Raw genomic sequence first — 14,365 nt, 5'->3', positions numbered from 1 at the left:
CTCCTTGGAATTCGTGTTACGCCCGGCCCGCCAGCCATGACTGGGTAGCGATCTCGTCTTCACGCTTGCGCGCGGCACGATCCTGCTCGCGCGCCAACGCGTCCTGCTGCTGCTCGAGCACCTTGCCGAGCAGTTCGCGGCGGGTCCATGCCTGCGCCAGGTTGCGCTGCGAGACCGCCATGTTCGCCTCGTGCAGCTGGAGGTCGGTACGGTGGGTGTCGGCCAGTGCGAACACGGCCTGCTTGTACTGGCCGCAGTTCAGCGCCAGCGCGGGGGCCAAACGTCCCGCGCTTTCGCCTGACGCTCCGCTGCCTTCGGCCAGCGAGTGCAGGCGCTCGAGGTTGGCCGCGTAGCGCGCACGCGTCGCCTCCTGGCGGGCGAGTTCGGTCTGCAGCTTGTCGACCTCCGTGCTGCGCAGCTGCACCAGTGTGCCCAGGCTGTGGATCTGATCACGGCGATTCATTGCATCATTCCTTGCAGTTGCGGTACGCACGCGTCAAGCGGCGCGCCTTCGCGCGTGCCCTGGCACAGGAAGGCTTCGATGTGCGGCTGCAGGCGCACCGCGCGGTCGGTTTCCGGATCGGCGCCCGGCGTGTAGGCGCCCAGTGGAATCAGGTCGCGCACGCGCGCATGGCGCGCCAGCGAGGCTTTGAGTTTGCGCGCCGCGTTCGAGTGCTCGGGCGTGACCACTTGCGCCATGCAGCGGCTGATCGACTGGGCGACGTCGATCGCCGGATAGTGGCCGCGCTCGGCCAGTTCGCGCGTGAGCACGATGTGGCCATCCAAAATCGCGCGCGCCGTGTCGACCACCGGATCCTGCTGGTCGTCGCCTTCGGCCAGCACGGTATAGATTGCGCTCATGCTGCCCTCGGCGTGCTCGCCGTTGCCGGCCGATTCGACCAGTTGCGGCAGGTTCGAGAACACCGACGGCGGATAGCCGCGCGTGGCCGGCGGCTCGCCCAGCGACAGCGCCACTTCGCGCAGCGCCATCGCGTAGCGGGTCAGCGAGTCGACCAGCAGCAGCACGTTCTGGCCGCGGTCGCGAAAGTGCGCCGCGATCGAGTGGCACAGTTCGGTCGCCATCACGCGCATCATCGGCGACTCATCCGCCGGCGCCACCACCAGCACCGCGCGTTTCAAGCCTTCCGGTCCGAGCGACTTCTCGACGAATTCGCGCACTTCGCGGTTACGCTCGCCGATCAGGCCGACCACGACCACGTCGGCCACGGTCTGGCGCGTGATCAGGCCGAGCAGCACCGATTTGCCGACGCCGGAACCGGCCATCAGGCCGACGCGCTGGCCTTTACCGAGGGTCAGCATCGAATTGATCGCGCGCACGCCGACGTCGAGCGGCTCGTCGACCGGGGTCTTGCGCAGCGGGTTGACCTTCGGTGGGGTGAAGTTCAGCGGCTGGTCGCCGCCGAGGCGGCCGAGGCCGTCGATCTCTTCGCCCAGGCCATTGACCATGCGGCCCAGCCACGACGGGCCGATCATCAGGCTGGCTGCGGTTTTTTCGGGCAGCACGCGCGCCCCGGTGGCCAGGCCGTTCGCCTTCTTGAACGGCATCAGGTACGACACCTTGTCGCGGAAACCCACGACCTGGGCATCGAGCCAGCCACCGTCGTTGAGTTCGACGCGGCAGCGCTGGCCGGTGTGCAGCTTGCAGCCGACCGATTCCAGCAGCAGGCCCTGCGCGCCGACCAGGCGGCCGGTCGGCGTGGCGACCGGTACCGCGTCGATGTCGAGCGAACGCAGCGTCTCGAACAGGGCCGTCATGCCGCGTCTCCTTCCGTGGCGGCGACGGCGTCGCGCACCTGGTCCATGCAGGCGGCCAGGCGGCCCTGGCAGCCGGCGTCGACTTCATGGTCGCCCGCTTTCACGCGGATTTCGCCCGCGACGAGCGACGGGTCGGCGAGCAGGTTCCACTTCTTGGCACGCTTCGGATCGAGCTCGGTCACGCGTTTGAGTTCCTCGGGGTTCATCAGCACTTCGACCGTGTCGCGCGCCGGCGGCATCGCGGCCAGGGCTTCGTCGACCAGGGCCAGCAGCTGGGTTGGCTGCAGCGCCAGTTCGGCGCGGATCACCTGGCGTGCGATCTTGCCGACCAGGTCGACGACTTCCTTGCGCTGGGCGGTCTTGAAATCGCTTTTCAGTTTTTTCAGGGCGCGCAAGGCGGCGTCGACGGGTTTGCCGATCTGGTCGAGATGCGCCAGCGCCTGGGCGCGGCCTTCTTCCAGGCCGCGTTCGAGGCCCTCGGCCTGGCCGCGCGCAAAGCCTTCGGCGCGCGCCGCTTCGTAGCCGGCGTCGAAGCCATCCTGCTGGCCCTGGCGGTAGCCGGCGGCCAGCGCGCTGTCCCAGTCTTCCTGTGAAGGAGCACCAACGCCGCCGGCTGGCAAAGTACCGTTGGCGGCGCGCACCTGGTGCAGGGGCGGAAAGTGAAAAGGCCGGAACTGCTTCATTCGGCGGTGGCCTCGGCGAACAACTGCACGTCGATCTCGCCGGCATCGGCCAGCGCCTTGACGGCCACCATGATGTCCTTGCGCGTCTGCTCGATGCGCGACATCGGCACCGGACCCGAACGGCGCATCAGGTCTTCGAAACTCTGCGCCTGGCGCTTCGGCATCGCCATCAGGATCGCGTCACGCAGGGCCGGCTCGGCGCCCTTGAGTGCGATGGCCCACTGCTCGAGCGGGATGTCGTCGAGCAGGCGCGTGATGACCTGTTCGGTCTGGCGCGACAGGATGAAGAAGTCGTACATCGACATCTCGATCTGGGATACGACGTCCGGATCGTGGGCGCGCAGCAGTTCGACCATGCCGGCACGGTTGTTCGGCAGGCGGTTCAGGATCTCGGCGACCTGGCGCACGCCTTCCACGCTGGCGCTTTGCGTGTCGAGCGCGGACAGGCAGCGCGTGACCAGTTCTTCCAGTTCCTGCAGCAGGTCGCGGTCGATCTCGTCGAGGCGCGCGAGGTTCAGCAGCACCAGGTCGCGGCTGCTTTCGGGCAGCCCTTCGATGATCTGGCCGGCCAGGCTCGGCGCCAGGAAGGCGAGGAAGACGGCCTGCATCTGCACGTGTTCGTGCGAGATGAATTCGGCCAGCCACTTCGGCGAAGCGTACTGCAGGCGCGCCATCATCGGGCGGATCGCGTCGCCATAGATCGTGTTCAGGACGCTGTTGGCGATGTCGCTGCCCAGTGCCAGGTCGAGCGAGCGCTTCAGGTAGGTGCGCGAGGCGCCGTGCAGGCCACTTTGCTCGCGGTAGTCGTCGAAGAAATTCTGGACCGCGTACTTGACCGAATCGACCTTGATGCCGCTCATGCGCGACATCACCTGGGTCAGTTCGATCAGTTCGTCGCGCTCGAGGCAGCGCAGCACGGCGGCGGCCGGCTCTTCGCCGATCGACAGCAGGACGATCGCAGCTTGCTCGACCGGGGTCAGGACGGCGCCCTCGGCGTTATTGTTCAGTTCGGCCATGTTTTTTCTGCACCCATTGTTTGACGACTTCGGCAACGCGCTCCGGTTCTTTACCGGCCAGCACTTTGAGGTGATCGACCATCACATCGACGGCGGAGCCGGCAGGAGGCAAATCGTAGTTTTCGAGCAGCGGCACGACGGCGGCGGCGCCGGTGCCGGCAGCAGCGGGCAGCGCCGCGGCAGCCATGGCCGGGGCAGCGCTGGCAGTGGCGACATTCGGCAGCGCCGCGGTTGGGGCTGCGCCCGGTGCAGGCAGCGCCGGCGTCATGCGCGCCGTGACGGTACGCAGCATCGGACGGGCCAGCAGCAGGTAGGCGAGCAGAGCACCGACGATCCACAGGCCGTAGCGGACGGCGTCGACGATGGTGTCGCGCTCCTGGTACCACGGCTCGACCGGGGCCACGGCAGGGAAGGTCAAGGCCGAGACAGCCAACACGTCGCCGCGCGCCTGATCGATGCCGAGGCCGCCGCGCAGGATCTTGTCGATGTTCGCCAGTTCGGCAGGCGTGTAGCCGACCTTGGCGTTCGCGGCGCTGGCATTGTTCAGCACGACGGCGACGGACAGCTTGCGCAGGCGGCCGCGCGAACGCTTGATCTGGGTGATCGCGCGGTCGTAGGCGTACTGGCGGGTGGTCGCGTTCTTGCGCGAGTTGTTGTTGTCGTTGGCCTTGTCGGCGGCAGCAGCGGCGCCATCGGCGGCCGGCGCGGCCGGATCGCTTGGCACCGGCGGACGGTTCGACAGCGTGCCCGGCACACCCATCGCCAGGCGGCTCTTTTCCAGCTCTTCGCGCATCGCTTCGCTGGTGACCTTCGGCGCTTCGCCGTATTTTTCCTGGGTTTCCTCGATCTTGTCGTTGTCGATGTCGGCGGTGACGCTGACCTTGAAATTGTTCGCCCCCAGCACCGGACCGAGCAGCTCGTTGACGTTGGCGCGCACTTCGTTCGACACGCGCAGCGCGGCGGCGTCGCCTTGGCTGGCGCCCTCAAAACCTTCGCTCAGGTCGACGCGCGAGGACAGGTAGTTGCCGGCCTGGTCGACCAGCGACACACGTGCCGGCGACAGGCTCGCCACGCTGCCCGACACCATGTTGACGATCGCGGCGATCTGCTCGTTGCCGAGCGTCTTGCCCGGTTTCGTTGCGATCACGACCGAGGCCGAGCTCTGGTCCGAGGCGCCGGCGACGAACGAATTGCTCTTGGCGATGGCCAGGTGCACGCGCGCCGACGCGATCGCATCGAGCGTCAGGATGCTTTGCGCCAGTTCGCCTTCCAGGCCGCGGCGGAAGCGCACGTCCTGCACGAATTGCGACACGCCCAGCGGATCGTTCTTGTCCATCAGTTCGAGCCCGGCCGGCAGTTGCGCGGTCACGCCCTTGGCAGCGAACAGCATGCGCACCTTGCCCAGTTGGCCGGACGGTACCATCACCTGGCCGCTGTCCGGATGGATGCGGTAGGGGATCTGCTCGGCATCGAGCACGGTCATCATGTCGCTGGCCGCGACTTTTTCGCGGGCGCCGAAGACCGGCTTGTAGTTGGCCTGGTCCTGCCACATGAACATCATGACGGCAGCGGTGATGACCACGGCCAGCACCAGCAGCGGGGTCAGGTTGTTGCGCAGCGCAGGAGACAGCGCCCCGAGCCTGGCGCCGCCGAAGGCATTCTTGAGTTTCTCAATCACGTTGGGATTTTCCGTTCCGTATGGGGTTGACGATGCGCGTTGCCGTTACGTCAGACCGGGAGCTTGATCAGTTCATCCATCGCGCCCATCACCTTGTTGCGCACTTGCATCAACATCGAAAAGGACAGGCTGGCTTCCTGGCTGGCGAGCATGGCGCCGACCAGGTCGTCGCTTTTACCGCTGTCGACGTCGGCCATCTTTACGGCTGCGGCTTGATCTTGCGCATCGACACTCTGGATCGCATTCTTCATTGTTTGAGCAAAAGAGAAGTCGGTTTGCGCTGCAGGCGTTGCCAGGTCGACAGATGGTGCAATCGCCAGGCGCTGCGCGTCGTTTGTCAGTGCAGCAAGGTCGGCTTTGATCTGGCCGGCTAATTCAATTCCCATTTGTTAAATCCTATGCGTTCGATGTTGCCTGCGAGTGACAGGCTGAGTAGTTTTTTTGCGACATTTGACGATCAAAATTTAGCTTCTTTGCGGCAAATGTTAAATTCTGCGCATGTAAAACCTGCATCAAAAGGCGATTCAAAATTCAGCAGATTTCACGCTTTTCCCCCGTGAAACAGCCCGTTTCCCCGGGAAGTGGCGCAAATGAAGATACGATCTTACCGTAGGGCAACGGGGAATTCAAAGCGGAATATCAAGTGAGCCGAAACATCTAAGCAGGTATAATTGTTGCCTTCGGGAATGAAATAAAAATACGCTGTTTCAATCTCATCAATTCGCCTCATCAAATCGTATATGCCGCGCATTTATGCCACTTAACAATTCAACTGTTCAAGAGCGTCCGCATCAAGTGCTCGATCCGACCCTGTTGGGCCGGCCCGTGCACTTATTGCCGACCTTTGCGGCTGCCTTTGCCGAGGACATGACGGCCATGCTGTCCGCGCCGGGTTGGCGCCGCTACTGGAGCAGCTTCGAACTGGCACAAGTCGCGTTCGAGCGGGCGCCCGACAGCAGTGCCTTGCGCTGGCTCGGCATGGGCGGTGCGCACGGCGTCGCCGCCGTCGCCTTCGAGCGCGCGCTGCTGGTTGGCCTGCTCGAGGCGCGCTACGGCGGCAAGGGGCCTGCCAGGCCGCTGCGCGACCCGGCAGGGGAGCGCGTAACCGCTACTGAGGAACGCCTCGCGCTCACGCTGACGCAGCAGTTGTTCGAAGTACTGGCGATGCGGGTGCGCGTCGCCGCCAGCGCCGCCGGCGTGGAAGTCGAGCGGCGTGCCGCGGCTTCCGGCGCCACGGCGGTGACGCCGGCCGCGGCGCCCGCCAGGAACGCCTGGGTGCTCGCCATCACGCTGCGCGAGCCGCAGGGTGCCGGCACGGCGCAGTGTTACATGGCGCCCGACGCCCGCATGATGGGCCTGATCCTGCAGGCGCTGCAGCCGGAGCGCCCGCAACGCGCGGCGCGTCCGGGCGAATCGATCGGCACCAGCCTGAAGGTCAAGCTCGACGGCCGCCTGGTCACGCACGAAATCACGCTCGAAGCCTTGTTCGCACTGAAGGTCGGCGACGTGATCCCGGTTTCCGTCGGCCGTGCCGACGTCCTGCTCGACGATGCCCGCCTGTTCACGGCGGCGGTCGCCGAGCACAAAGGCAAGCTGTGTTTAACCTCTTTTGAAGACGCTGAATAAATGGACATGAACCTCAACGAGCAACTGGCCGACGACCTCCTGATCGACGACAACGTGGAAGTGGGCGCACCTTCTCGCAATCCACGCCTGCCGCAGATGATGCGCCGTATTCCTGTCACCCTGACGCTGGAAGTGGGCTCGGCCCGCATCTCGCTGCAGGACCTGATGGACCTGGGCCCGGCGAGCGTGCTGCCGCTGGACGCGGTGGCCGGCGAGCCGCTGGTCATCAAGGTCAACGGCGCCCCGATCGGGCGTGCCGAAGTGGTGGTCGCGGGCGAGCAGTACGGCCTGAAAGTGATCGATCTCGATGGCCTGAACCTGGACCTGATCACGGCATGATGTTATTCAAGAGCGGCGTGTTGCGCCGCGGTGCACCAGCTGTCGTGCTGGCGGGCGCCGCTCTATTTTTGGGAAGTGCCCCCGCCAGCGCCCAGGACCTGATGGCCGGCGTCATCCCCGGCGCGAATACCGGGATGAGCGTCAAGTCGCAGATCCTGGTGCTGATGACGCTGCTCGGGCTGTTGCCGGTGCTGGTCATGATGACCACCAGCTTCACGCGCTTCGTGATCGTGCTCTCCCTGCTGCGCCAGGCCCTCGGCCTGCAGCAAGGCTTGCCGAGCCGCGTCGTCACCGGCATCGCGCTGATCCTGACCTTGCTGGTGATGCGCCCGATCGGGGTGCAGGTCTGGAACGAAGCCTTTCTTCCTTACGACCAGAACAAGATCGGCCTGGAACAGGCCTTGAAGACGGCCGAAGTGCCGCTGTCGCGCTTCATGCTGGCGCAAACCAGCAAGAGCGCGCTGGCCCAGGTCGCGCACCTGGCCGGCGAAGCGCCGAACCTGAAGCCGCAGGACCGCGCCTTTACCGTCAAGCTGGCCGCATTCGTCCTGTCGGAACTGAAGACCGCCTTTCAGATCGGCGCCATGCTGTTCATTCCCTTCCTGATCATCGACCTGGTGGTGTCCTCGGTGCTGATGGCGATGGGCATGATGATGCTCTCGCCACTGGTGATTTCGCTGCCCTTCAAGCTGCTGCTGTTCGTGCTGGTCGATGGCTGGACCCTGACCGTCAACACGCTGGTCGGCAGTATCCACGGCTATTAGAAGATGATTGAATGAGTCCCCGATTTATGAGTCCCATCTATGAGTCCTGACATTGCGGTCGACCTGGTCGCCGAAGCGCTGCGCGTGGTGATGCTGCTGGTGATGGTGCTGGTGGTGCCCGGCCTGTTGATCGGCCTGGTGGTGGCGCTGGTGCAGGCAGCCACCCAGATCAACGAACAAACCCTGAGCTTCCTGCCGCGCCTGATGGTGACGCTGGCGGTGCTGATCCTGGCCGGCCACTGGATGACCGGCTACCTGATGGATTATTGCGTGTCGGTGTTCCAGCGCGCCGCCACCATCGCGAGCTAGATGGATTTCGTCAGCTATCTGCTGCCGCTGATCGGCGCGCTGTGGTGGCCGTTCTGCCGCATCATGGCGCTGCTGTCCTCGGCGCCGGCAATCGGCGACGGCATGGTGCCGATTCCGGTGCGGGCACTGCTGTCGCTGGTGCTCGCCTTTTTGATGCTGCCGCTGACGAAGAACATGGTGATGCCCGACCCGTTTTCGCTCGCCGGCGTGGTTGCCATGTTCGAGCAGGCGGTGATCGGCGGCGTGCTTGGCTTCGCGCTGCAGTTCGCCACCTCGGCGATCTCGATGCTGGGCTTCCTGGCGTCGAGCCAGATCGGCTTTTCGATGGCGCAGATGAACGATCCGGTCAATGGACAGCAATCCGACGTGATCTCGAGCCTGATGTCGCTGGTGGCCATTTTTGTGTTCTTCGCCATCGACGGCCACCTGCTGCTGGCCACCATCCTGGGCCAGAGTTTCAACGCCTGGCCGGTGGGGCAGGGGTTACAGGCGATGACGCTGCAGGCGGTGGCGCTGAACCTGGGCTGGGTGTTTGCCGCCGCCATGCTGCTCGCCCTGCCGATCGTGTTCTCGACGATGGTGGTGCAGGTCGGCTTCGGTTTCCTGAACCGGGTGGCGCCGTCGCTGAACCTGTTTTCGCTGGGCTTTTCGCTGGTGACCCTGTTCGGCCTGCTGATGCTGGTGCAGCTGGTGCGCTTCATCCCGGAACACTACATCCAGCTGACGAACGCGGTACTCGAAATGCTGCAGCAACAGATGAGGGCGGCCCGTGGCTGACAACGGCGACAAAACCGAAAAGGCCTCAGCCCAAAAGCTGAAAAAGGCGCGCGAGGAAGGGCAGGTCGTCCGCTCCAAGGACTTGTCGACTGCGATCGGCATCCTGGTCAGCCTGAAGGTGTTTTCGATGATGCTGCCGGATTACCTGGAGTCGTTCCGCTCCCTGTTCCGGCTGGTCTACGTGCCGCTCGGCGAAACCGGAGCCATCGAGAACGCGATGTCGGTGGTCTTCATGGCCGCCGCCATGCTGTTCGTGAAAATGGTGCTGCCGCTCGCGGTGGTGCCGCTGGCGATCGTCATCGGCGGCCTGGTGCCGGGCGGCTGGATCATGTCCGGCAAAAACATGGTGCCGAAAGCGGAGCGCCTCAGTCCCATCAAGAACCTGGGCAACCTGGTCAGCCAGAAGCACCTGATCGGCTTTGCGACCTCGGTGGCCAAGGCGGTGGTACTGGGCTTCGTGCTGACCCATGTGACGAGGTCGAGCATCTCGGCCTATGTCGACCTGCAGCGCCTGCCGCTGGGCGACGCCATCGTGCACGGCGGGACCATGATGTTCGACGCCCTGTTCGCGCTGGTGGCGGTGTTCGTGATCTTCGCCGTGCTCGACGTGCCGATCCAGGCCTTCCAGTTCGCGAAAAACCAGCGCATGAGCAAGCAGGACCAGAAGGAAGAGCACAAGACCAGCGAAGGCCGGCCGGAAGTGAAAGGGCGCATCCGCCAGCTGCAGCGCCAGCTGGCCCAGCGCAACGTGAACAAGACGGTGCCGACGGCGGACGTGGTGATCGTCAACCCCGAGCACTATGCGGTGGCCCTGAAGTACGACACCGACCGCGCCGAAGCGCCGTTCGTGGTGGCCAAGGGTGTCGACGAGATGGCCTTGTACATCAAGAGCGTCGCTGCCAACCACAAGATCGAGACCGTGACGCTGCCGCCGCTGGCGCGCGCGATCTACAACACCAGCCAGGTGCAGCAGCAGATTCCGGCCCAGCTTTACCAGGCCGTGTCGCAGGTGCTGAACTATGTGCTGCAATTGAATGCTTTCCGTGACGGCCGGCGCCAGGCGCCGCCCCGGATCCCGACTGACGTGGCCGTGCCACACCATTTGAGCGAGGTATCCGCTTCATGAATTCGTTGAACGCCTTTGTCGCCGAGCTGCGGCGCCAGAAGTACGCCGCCCCGGTCTTCATCCTGATGCTGCTCGGGATGATCATGCTGCCGCTGCCGCCGGTGCTGCTCGACGTCCTGTTCACCTTCAACATCGTGCTGTCGCTGATCGTGATCCTGGTCGCGGTGAGTGCGAAACGCCCGCTCGACTTCTCGGTCTTCCCGACCGTGATCCTCGGCACCACGCTGATGCGCCTGGCCCTGAACGTGGCGTCCACGCGCGTGGTCCTGCTGCACGGCCACGAGGGCACGCACGCCGCCGGTAACGTCATCGAATCCTTCGGCAACGTCGTCATCGGCGGCAATTTCGTGGTCGGCCTGGTGGTGTTCATCATCCTGATGATCATCAACTTCGTCGTGGTCACCAAGGGTTCGGAGCGTATCTCGGAAGTGTCCGCGCGCTTCACGCTGGATGCGCTGCCCGGCAAACAGATGGCGATCGACGCCGACCTGAACGCGGGTCTGATCAACCAGGAAAAGGCGACCCAGCGCAGGAAAGACGTCGCGGCGGAGGCCGACTTTTATGGCGCGATGGACGGCGCCTCCAAGTTCGTGCGCGGCGACGCGGTCGCTTCGATCCTGATCCTGATCATCAACCTGATCGGCGGTATCGCCATCGGCGCGCTGATGTACGACCTGCCGCTGGCGGACTCGTTCCGCGTGTATGCGCTGCTGACCATCGGCGACGGCCTGGTGGGCCAGATCCCGGCGCTGCTGCTCTCTGCCGCGGCCGCGATCCTGGTCACGCGCATCGGCGAAGCCGGCGACCTGGATAAACAGGTCGGCAACCAGCTGCTGGCGCAGCCGCCGACGCTGTTCGCGGCCGCCGGCGTGATGGTCATCCTGGCCTTGATCCCGGGCATGCCCTTCTTTACCTTCGCCGTGTTCGCCGTGGCCCTGGGCTATGCCGGCTACCGCCTGCACACGCGCGTGCAGCCGGCCGATACGGGCGGCGTGGCCGCCATCGAAGCGGCGCTGCGCGACGACCGCGCGCCGGAACTCGACTGGGAACAGCTGCCGGTGGTGCAGCCGATTTCGGTGGCCGTCGGTTACAAGCTGGTGAACATGGTCGACAAGGCGCAGGGCGAGCAGCTCACCAAACGCATCAAGGGCATCCGCCAGAGCCTGTCCGAATCGATGGGCGTGCTGCTGCCTGCGATTGGCGTGCGCGACGATCTCGCGCTGCGCCCGTCGCAGTATTCGGTCAGCCTGTCGGGCGTGGTGGTGGCCGAAGGCGAAGTGCATCCCGAACACCTGATGGCGATCCCGTCGCCGAACGTGTATGGCGAACTCGATGGCATTCCCGGCCTGGAACCGGCCTTCGGCATGGCCGTGACCTGGATCACGCCCGACCAGAAGGGCCATGCGCTGGGCCTCGGCTACCAGGTGGTCGAAGTGCCCAGCGTGATCGCGACCCACTGCTCGAAGGTGATCCGCGACCACCTGCATGAACTGTTCCGCCACGAAGACGTGCCGGCGCTGATGGAGCGCCTGACGGCGCTGTCGCCGAAGCTGGCCGGGGCGCTGGAAAAGGCGCTGAACCACACCCAGCTGCTGCGCGTGTTCCGTGTGTTATTGGCGGAGGGCGTGTCGCTCAAGGACATCGTCGTCATCGGCACCACGCTGCTGGATGCTTCCGAGACCACCAAGGATCCGATCCTGCTGGCGGCCGAAGTGCGCTGCGCGCTGCGCCGCCAGATCGTCTCGACCATGTTCGGCAAGAAGAAGGACATGCCGGCCTTTAATTTGTCGGCCGAACTCGAGAACATGCTGCTCGGTTCCCTGAACCAGGCGCGCCAGAGCGGCGGCGGCAAGGTCGCGCTGGACAACTACCCGATCGACCCGCAACTGCTCTCGCAACTGCAGATCAACATGCCGGTCGCGCGCGAGCAGATGAAGGGCCAGCACACGCCACCGCTGCTGCTGGTGCTGCCGCAGGTGCGCCCGCTGCTGGCGCGCTACGCCAAGCTGTTCGCGCCGGGATTGAACGTGCTGTCGTATAACGAGATTCCCGAGAACCGGGAAGTGTCGATCGTGGGGACCGTCGGGTAAGCATACGGTGTAACGCGTGGAGTCAGGAGGCTCGGCGCCCCCCCTCCACCCTACGAATACCGATGATTGTAGGGTGGACTCCCGAGTCCACGCGTGAAATATGAACAGATGCCAGCCTCACACCTGGAATGAAATATTCCTTCACCGAGCCGACTTCGGTGAAATAAAATTTCACCCCTGCGCCGGCAACATCAACGCCAGTTCCGCCACCGCCTGAAACACCGGCAAGGTCAACACCTGCGCCGCATCCTCCGCCGCCAGCAGCGCATGCGCCGAGGCCGCCGGCGCGATCCCCGTCCTGAAACTCCAGCGCACCACGACCAGCCCGGCACGCGCCACCGCCGCCTCGAGCGCCGGCTGCAGCGCGCGCAGGCGCGCCGCTGCATACGCATCCGGCGCCGCCAATTCGATCGCCACGCCGCCCGGCGCCGGCTCGACCTGCAGCGCGACGTGGGTGCCGTCGGCCAGCGCCAGCTCCAGCCGCAGCGCGGCCCGCGGGCGGCGCCGGCGCCCGCCACCGCCGTCGGCGCCCTTGCGCAAGACCTGCAGATGCTGCGCCTGGGCGTTCCCCGCATGCACCGTGAAGCGCCAGGCGTCGGCCGGCAACTGGCCGTCGAGCGGCCGCATGGGCGCGCGTCCGTCCTGGCCTGCAAGCAGCTGCAACGGGGCGAGGGCGCCGGCGCGCGTGCGCCATTCGCGCTCGGCCAGGGTCGCGCCATAGCTGCCGACCATCGCGCGCCAGTTGCCGGCGAGGGTACGGCCATCGGCCTGTGGGAAGACCATCTGGCGCGTCATGAATACCTGGTCGGGCCGCATCGCGGCGCCGTCCTGGTGCTCGGCGGCGCCGGCGCCGGCCTGCGGGTTGGCCAGCGGCTGCGATTGCGGCAGCGGCAGCTGGCTGTCCGCGGCGACGGCGAAAGCGACCGGTGCGATCGCCGTGATCGCAGTCGCCTGCAGCGAAGGCAGGACCGGGGGAAGCAGGGGAGCGGAGAGCGAAAGTGGGTTCATGGCGCGATCCAGGTAAAAAAAAGGCCAGCCTCGAAGCGGCTGGCCCGTGATACGTCCGGCCGGGTTCAGCCGGCGCCGGCCGTGATTACTGCAGCAGCGACATGACCATCGACGACATCTGGTTGGTCTGCTTGAGCATCGCGGTACCCGCCTGCATCAGCATCTGGCTCGAGGTCATCTTCGCGCTTTCGGTAGCGAAGTCGACGTCCATGATGCGGCCGGCTGCAGCCTGCGTGTTGGTGCTGATGTTCGACAGGTTGTTGTAGACGTGGTCGAGACGGTTCGAGGTCGCGCCGATCTTCGAGCGCAGCGTGCTGACCGAATCGATCGCCTGCGACAGCTCGTCGATGGTGGCGTTGGCATTGCTCACGCCGAGGGCGTCGGTGGTGCCGCTGATGTCGGTACCGACGGTCGAGGCGCCGGCAGCGGCGGTAGTGCCGCCCGAGTAGCGGGTGCTGGTGGCGGTCAGCTTGGTGTGCACAGCGGCCAGGTCGGTCGTGAAGTCGCCGGCCATGGTTTCGGCCTTGTCGGCGCCGATCTGGAAGGTGATCGAGGTGGCCAGCTTGCCCGTGTCCTTGTGCAGCAGGGCGGTGCCGCCGAACTTGGTGTTCTTCATGATGTTGCCCAGCTCGTCGGCCAGCGAGTCGTACTCGGCTTGCATCGCGGTGCGGTCATCCTTCGACGACGAACCGTCGGCGGCCTGGGTGGCCAAGTCCTTCATGCGCACCAGGATGTTGCCGGTTTCGTTCAGCGCGCCTTCGGCGGTTTGCAGCATCGATACCGAGTTCTGGGTGTTGCGCATCGCAACGGCCATGCCGCTGGTCTGCGACTTCAGGCGGGTGGCGATCTGCAGGCCGGCAGCGTCGTCGCTGGCCGAGTTGATGCGGAAACCAGTCGACAGGCGGGTCATCGTGGTCGACAGCTTGTTCTGGGTCGACGACAGGGAATTTTGTGCGGACAGCGAGGCGGCGTTGGTGTGAAGGCTCAGCATGGTTGGCTCTGTTTATCTGGTTGGTCAATGAGCAGTTCAGTTGCTCTCACAAGTACAAGACGACCGTTCTCATTCGTTCATTAAATTCCGCATGGAAATAATTTGAGTTATTTTTCGCGCGCGCAAAAAAAAAGCCAGCCGGAGAGCGGCTGGCCTTTGATCTTCCGGCCAGCAGGCCGGAA

General features: G+C 65.1%; 15 protein-coding genes. 7 read left to right on the top strand and 8 right to left on the bottom strand.

Features of this window, described 5'->3' with window-relative positions; translation table 11 throughout:
* Positions 1-16 precede the first annotated feature (16 nt).
* The 6 genes from fliJ to fliE are packed head-to-tail and all read right to left on the bottom strand — an operon-like array spanning position 17 to position 5,539.
* Positions 17-463 carry a flagellar export protein FliJ gene (gene fliJ / locus AC56LG_RS02630; RefSeq protein ID WP_497164573.1) on the bottom strand — a complete coding sequence of 149 codons (447 nt, stop codon included), beginning with the start codon at positions 461-463 and terminating at the stop codon, positions 17-19.
* On the bottom strand, positions 460-1,776 hold the full coding sequence (gene fliI, locus AC56LG_RS02625) for a flagellar protein export ATPase FliI (protein WP_497164572.1): 1,317 nt from the start codon (positions 1,774-1,776) through the stop codon (positions 460-462). Before fliI ends, fliJ begins: the two co-directional genes overlap by 4 nt.
* Positions 1,773-2,459 carry a flagellar assembly protein FliH gene (fliH, locus tag AC56LG_RS02620; protein ID WP_497164571.1) on the bottom strand — a complete coding sequence of 229 codons (687 nt, stop codon included), beginning with the start codon at positions 2,457-2,459 and terminating at the stop codon, positions 1,773-1,775. Before fliH ends, fliI begins: the two co-directional genes overlap by 4 nt.
* A complete protein-coding gene (locus tag AC56LG_RS02615; RefSeq protein WP_497164570.1) occupies positions 2,456-3,475 on the bottom strand; it encodes a flagellar motor switch protein FliG in 1,020 nt (339 codons plus the stop codon). The genes fliH and AC56LG_RS02615 overlap by 4 nt, the downstream gene beginning before the upstream one ends.
* On the bottom strand, positions 3,456-5,153 hold the full coding sequence (gene fliF, locus AC56LG_RS02610) for a flagellar basal-body MS-ring/collar protein FliF (RefSeq protein ID WP_497164569.1): 1,698 nt from the start codon (positions 5,151-5,153) through the stop codon (positions 3,456-3,458). Before fliF ends, AC56LG_RS02615 begins: the two co-directional genes overlap by 20 nt.
* 50 nt (positions 5,154-5,203) lie before the next feature.
* Positions 5,204-5,539 (bottom strand): flagellar hook-basal body complex protein FliE, encoded by a 336-nt coding sequence (gene fliE / locus AC56LG_RS02605; RefSeq protein WP_497164568.1) that lies wholly within the window; start codon positions 5,537-5,539, stop codon positions 5,204-5,206.
* Positions 5,540-5,948: 409 nt separating this feature from the next.
* Between fliE and AC56LG_RS02600 the strand changes: the two genes are divergently transcribed.
* The 7 genes from AC56LG_RS02600 to AC56LG_RS02570 are packed head-to-tail and all read left to right on the top strand — an operon-like array spanning position 5,949 to position 12,184.
* Positions 5,949-6,779, top strand: coding sequence for a FliM/FliN family flagellar motor switch protein (locus tag AC56LG_RS02600; RefSeq protein WP_497164567.1), 831 nt, complete (start codon positions 5,949-5,951; stop codon positions 6,777-6,779).
* Entirely contained in the window at positions 6,780-7,118 is a 339-nt protein-coding gene (locus tag AC56LG_RS02595) for a FliM/FliN family flagellar motor switch protein (RefSeq protein WP_497164566.1), read from the top strand.
* Positions 7,115-7,882 carry a flagellar type III secretion system pore protein FliP gene (gene fliP / locus AC56LG_RS02590; RefSeq protein WP_497164565.1) on the top strand — a complete coding sequence of 256 codons (768 nt, stop codon included), beginning with the start codon at positions 7,115-7,117 and terminating at the stop codon, positions 7,880-7,882. Before AC56LG_RS02595 ends, fliP begins: the two co-directional genes overlap by 4 nt.
* Before the next feature lie 39 nt (positions 7,883-7,921).
* Positions 7,922-8,191, top strand: a complete 270-nt coding sequence (gene fliQ / locus AC56LG_RS02585; protein WP_497164564.1) for a flagellar biosynthesis protein FliQ — start codon at positions 7,922-7,924, stop codon at positions 8,189-8,191.
* On the top strand, positions 8,192-8,968 hold the full coding sequence (gene fliR / locus AC56LG_RS02580) for a flagellar biosynthetic protein FliR (protein ID WP_497164563.1): 777 nt from the start codon (positions 8,192-8,194) through the stop codon (positions 8,966-8,968). It abuts the gene before it with no gap.
* Complete coding sequence (gene flhB / locus AC56LG_RS02575) at positions 8,961-10,094, top strand: flagellar type III secretion system protein FlhB (RefSeq protein ID WP_497164562.1); 1,134 nt, start codon at positions 8,961-8,963, stop codon at positions 10,092-10,094. The genes fliR and flhB overlap by 8 nt, the downstream gene beginning before the upstream one ends.
* A complete protein-coding gene (locus AC56LG_RS02570) occupies positions 10,091-12,184 on the top strand; it encodes a flagellar biosynthesis protein FlhA (protein ID WP_497164561.1) in 2,094 nt (697 codons plus the stop codon). The genes flhB and AC56LG_RS02570 overlap by 4 nt, the downstream gene beginning before the upstream one ends.
* Positions 12,185-12,355: 171 nt before the next feature.
* Here AC56LG_RS02570 and AC56LG_RS02565 read toward each other — a convergent pair whose 3' ends face one another.
* Positions 12,356-13,192, bottom strand: coding sequence for a hypothetical protein (locus tag AC56LG_RS02565; RefSeq protein WP_497164560.1), 837 nt, complete (start codon positions 13,190-13,192; stop codon positions 12,356-12,358).
* 85 nt (positions 13,193-13,277) lie between these two features.
* On the bottom strand, positions 13,278-14,183 hold the full coding sequence (locus AC56LG_RS02560; protein ID WP_497164559.1) for a flagellin N-terminal helical domain-containing protein: 906 nt from the start codon (positions 14,181-14,183) through the stop codon (positions 13,278-13,280).
* Between the last annotated feature and the right edge of the window lie 182 nt (positions 14,184-14,365).

The organism is Telluria sp. ZB2R32 (assembly GCF_059685715.1).
The sequence above is the reverse complement of the archived record's forward strand: the minus strand, read 5'-3'. Positions and strand labels throughout refer to the sequence as shown.